Source organism: Phenylobacterium sp. (assembly GCF_044372605.1).
GTDB lineage: Bacteria > Pseudomonadota > Alphaproteobacteria > Caulobacterales > Caulobacteraceae > Phenylobacterium.
In genome coordinates this window covers 1-2,932 of record NZ_JBILRO010000324.1, presented here as the reverse complement: position 1 = coordinate 2,932, position 2,932 = coordinate 1, and the positions used below count along the sequence as shown (strand labels likewise).

The window sequence follows — 2,932 nt, the reverse complement described above, 5'->3', positions numbered from 1 at the left end:
TTACGGCGCGCTTCGGGGCTATCTCGACATGAAGGCCGAAGTGATGCCGGAAGTCACCCGTATCGAGAACCAGTTCCGCAGGCCCGGAAGCAGCCTGGCGGACGACCTGAAGGTCTATGCCGATATGGAGCGTGAGGGTCGCGCGCAGCTCAAAGTGTTCCAGGACGCTCTGACCTCAGCCGAAAAAGCCTCCATGCGTCCTATCAACGCCCAGGGTGCCTTGGCCGTCCGTCAGGGGCGCCAGACATGGAGCGCCGGCCCGGAAGTCACCAAGGCCCGCAAGGCCCAGGAGTGGATGAGCTGGACGCTGCCCGCCCGTTGCGAGACGGTGGCGGCCTCGCTGGAGGCGCGATCCCAACTGATGGGCGCGACCCTGAGGTCGAATACACAGCCCGCGCAGCCTGCGTCGCCGGAATAGACGCCCAGCGACCGTGAGCACCTTGCTGGCGTTCTATCTTCTGGCCATCAACGCCGTGACCTTTGGCGCCTTCGCCCTGGATAAACAGGCCGCCCGGCGAGACGCCCAGCGGGTTCCGGAGCGCTACCTTCTGACCCTGTCCATGATAGGCGGCACGGTAGGCGCCATCGCCGCCCAGCAGCTGTTGCGCCACAAATCCCGCAAGGAACCGTTCCGCAGCACGCTCTGGGCCGTGGCGGCCCTGCATCTGATCCTGATTGCAGTGATCGTTTATCGGGCGAGGTAGGTCGCAAGGCGTTCCAGGCCGGCAGCGTTCTTCTCCGGGCGCGCCGCGAAGCACCAGCGAAACCAGCCCTCCCCCTCCGGTCCGAAGGCCGAACCTGGCGCAAGCCCAAGCCCGACTTCCTGGATCAGCGACTTGCAGGTCGCCATGGAGTCTCCGTGGCCAGCCATCCGGAAGAAGGCATAGAAGCCACCATCCGGCGTCGGTGCCTCGACGCCGGGCATGACGCTGAGGGTTCCGATCACCTGATCTCTTGCGGCTGTAAGGTCGCGGCGGACATCCGCCGTGATCGCGTCGCCATGGTCCAGCGCGGCCTTGGCGCCTTCCTGCACGAAATCCGGCGCACAGGAGGTGTTGTACTCGATGAGCACGCCCAACCCTTCGAGCAGGGCCGGCGGGACCACCATCCACCCCAGGCGCCAGCCCGTCATCCGCCACGCCTTCGAGAAACTGTTGGTGGAAATCACCCGGTCGTCATCGGTGGCCATTGGCAGAAACGACGGCGCTGTCGGCCGCTCGAAGGTCAGGCGTTCATAGACGTCGTCGCCGATCAGCCAGATCCCATACCGACGACAACGCTCCAGGATCGCGGCGCGATCCTCCTCAGGCAGCATCCAGCCGCTCGGATTGTTCGGCGAGTTCAGGATCAGGGCGCGCGTATCCGGCGTCAGAGCCCGCATCAGACGATCGATGTCCAGACGCCAGCGACCTTGCGCTGCCTCGAGAGGCACGACCTCGACGTGGCTCGACAGGATCCGCGGGATCTCGACCACGTTGGGCCAGATCGGCCCGACAACCACCGTCCGGTCACCGGGAGACAGCACAAGCTGGGCGGCCAGCATAATCGCGTTCACCCCGGCGCTGGTGATCGCCAGGCGTTCGGTTCCGATCGGGACGCCATGGAGACGCGTCAGATAGTCCGAGAGTGATTGACGCAGGTCAGGGCGGCCCAGGTTATGGGTATAGAAGGTTTGACCTTCCAGTAGCGCCTTCGAAGCCGCTTCGCGAATGAACGCCGGCGTCGCCTGATCCCCCTCACCGAACCAGAACGGCAGGATATCGCTGCGCCCGAGCCCGGCGTTGGCGATCTCACGTATCCTGGACAGCCGGAGATCCTGGACCTCCTGGCGCGGCGTTGGGGCGAACATCGTCCTGACATAGGCCAAGCCGCAGGCGGCGCAAACAGTCCGCCCGCGCAATTCGGTCCTGTTATGTCATAGGCTATTTCGGAGGCGCCGTGATGGGCCGGGCGTCTTCCCAGCGATAGGGCAGTACGTCCGGCTTAACCGAGACTTCGGTGGTGAACTTGAGCGGATACTTGCCTCCGCTCGGGTAGACCAGTTCCACGAAATAGGCGGTGTAACCGCTGGCAGGCCTGGGAACGTTGCCGACGAAGGTTCCATCGGGCTGAGCGGTCAAGGGTGTGCTGGTGAAGGCCTTGCCGATCGTATCGACCCGGAAGTCGCGATCCTTGGCGTTGGTCCCCTGCCACAGCAGCACCTCTGCGGGTTTGCCTTTTGGCGTCACGACAATGGCGCCGTCGGCGCGCACCTTCCAGGCATAGTCCGGCATGGCGCGCTCGTTCAGAATAGCGTCGTGAAAGGCGGTGATGCTGTCCATGATATCCGTACCCGCCGTCGAATGCTTGGAGTTCGGGATCATCCTGAGCCGCTTGGGCTGGGCCACTCTGGAATAGCCGTAGCGGGTGTTGTCCGGCGGAAAGTACTCGTCGCCGACCGCGTTGATCACGTACTTCGGGATCTTCATCGTGGCCCGGTCCTGATAATTCAACGGGTCCTCGATCAGGTTCACGCCTTCCAGCGACGGCTTGCCGATCTGGCCGGGTATGAGCCCGGCATCGACGTAGTCCTGCAGAGCCGGCGAGAAATAGCCCAGGGCGCGCCAGTGGTGGATCGCGGTGTCGTTCACACTGAGGACGTTGATGACGATGGGCACGATGCCCACGACCCGCTTGTCGACCGCACCCACCAGCCAGGTTGTCCAGCCGCGCTTGGAGCCGCCCGCCACCACGAAACCGTCGATATTCAGCTTGCCGCCGGTATCGGCCTTGATGAAATCCTGTACGGCGGTCATCGCCTGGGTCCCGCTCTTGACCATGGGCAGGCGCAAGAGGTCGTCGGGATTCTGTGTCGTCGCGTAACGGGCCTGCAGGTAGGCGATGATCTCATCCTCCACGCGGGCCTTGCGCAACGGATCGTCTGCGAAGGTCA

3 protein-coding genes and 1 pseudogene are annotated in these 2,932 nt (G+C 64.1%); 2 read left to right on the top strand and 2 right to left on the bottom strand.

The features are described from left to right. Together ACIQ42_RS17635 and ACIQ42_RS17630 are read left to right on the top strand one after the other, a co-directional pair. Positions 1-418, top strand: a pseudogene (locus tag ACIQ42_RS17635) (hypothetical protein); the annotation flags it as partial. 13 nt (positions 419-431) lie between these two features. Beyond that, positions 432-704, top strand: a complete 273-nt coding sequence (locus ACIQ42_RS17630; RefSeq protein ID WP_397423534.1) for a DUF1294 domain-containing protein — start codon at positions 432-434, stop codon at positions 702-704. On the opposite strand, the gene ACIQ42_RS17625 is transcribed toward ACIQ42_RS17630, so the two are convergent. Together ACIQ42_RS17625 and ACIQ42_RS17620 are read right to left on the bottom strand one after the other, a co-directional pair. Continuing rightward, positions 689-1,867, bottom strand: a complete 1,179-nt coding sequence (locus ACIQ42_RS17625; RefSeq protein ID WP_397423533.1) for a pyridoxal phosphate-dependent aminotransferase — start codon at positions 1,865-1,867, stop codon at positions 689-691. The two genes, ACIQ42_RS17630 and ACIQ42_RS17625, sit on opposite strands and share 16 nt — an antisense overlap. A gap of 55 nt (positions 1,868-1,922) precedes the next feature. Further along, positions 1,923-2,932, bottom strand: a 1,010-nt coding sequence (locus tag ACIQ42_RS17620) for a PhoPQ-activated protein PqaA family protein (protein WP_397423532.1), incomplete at its 5' end; no start/stop codon positions are given.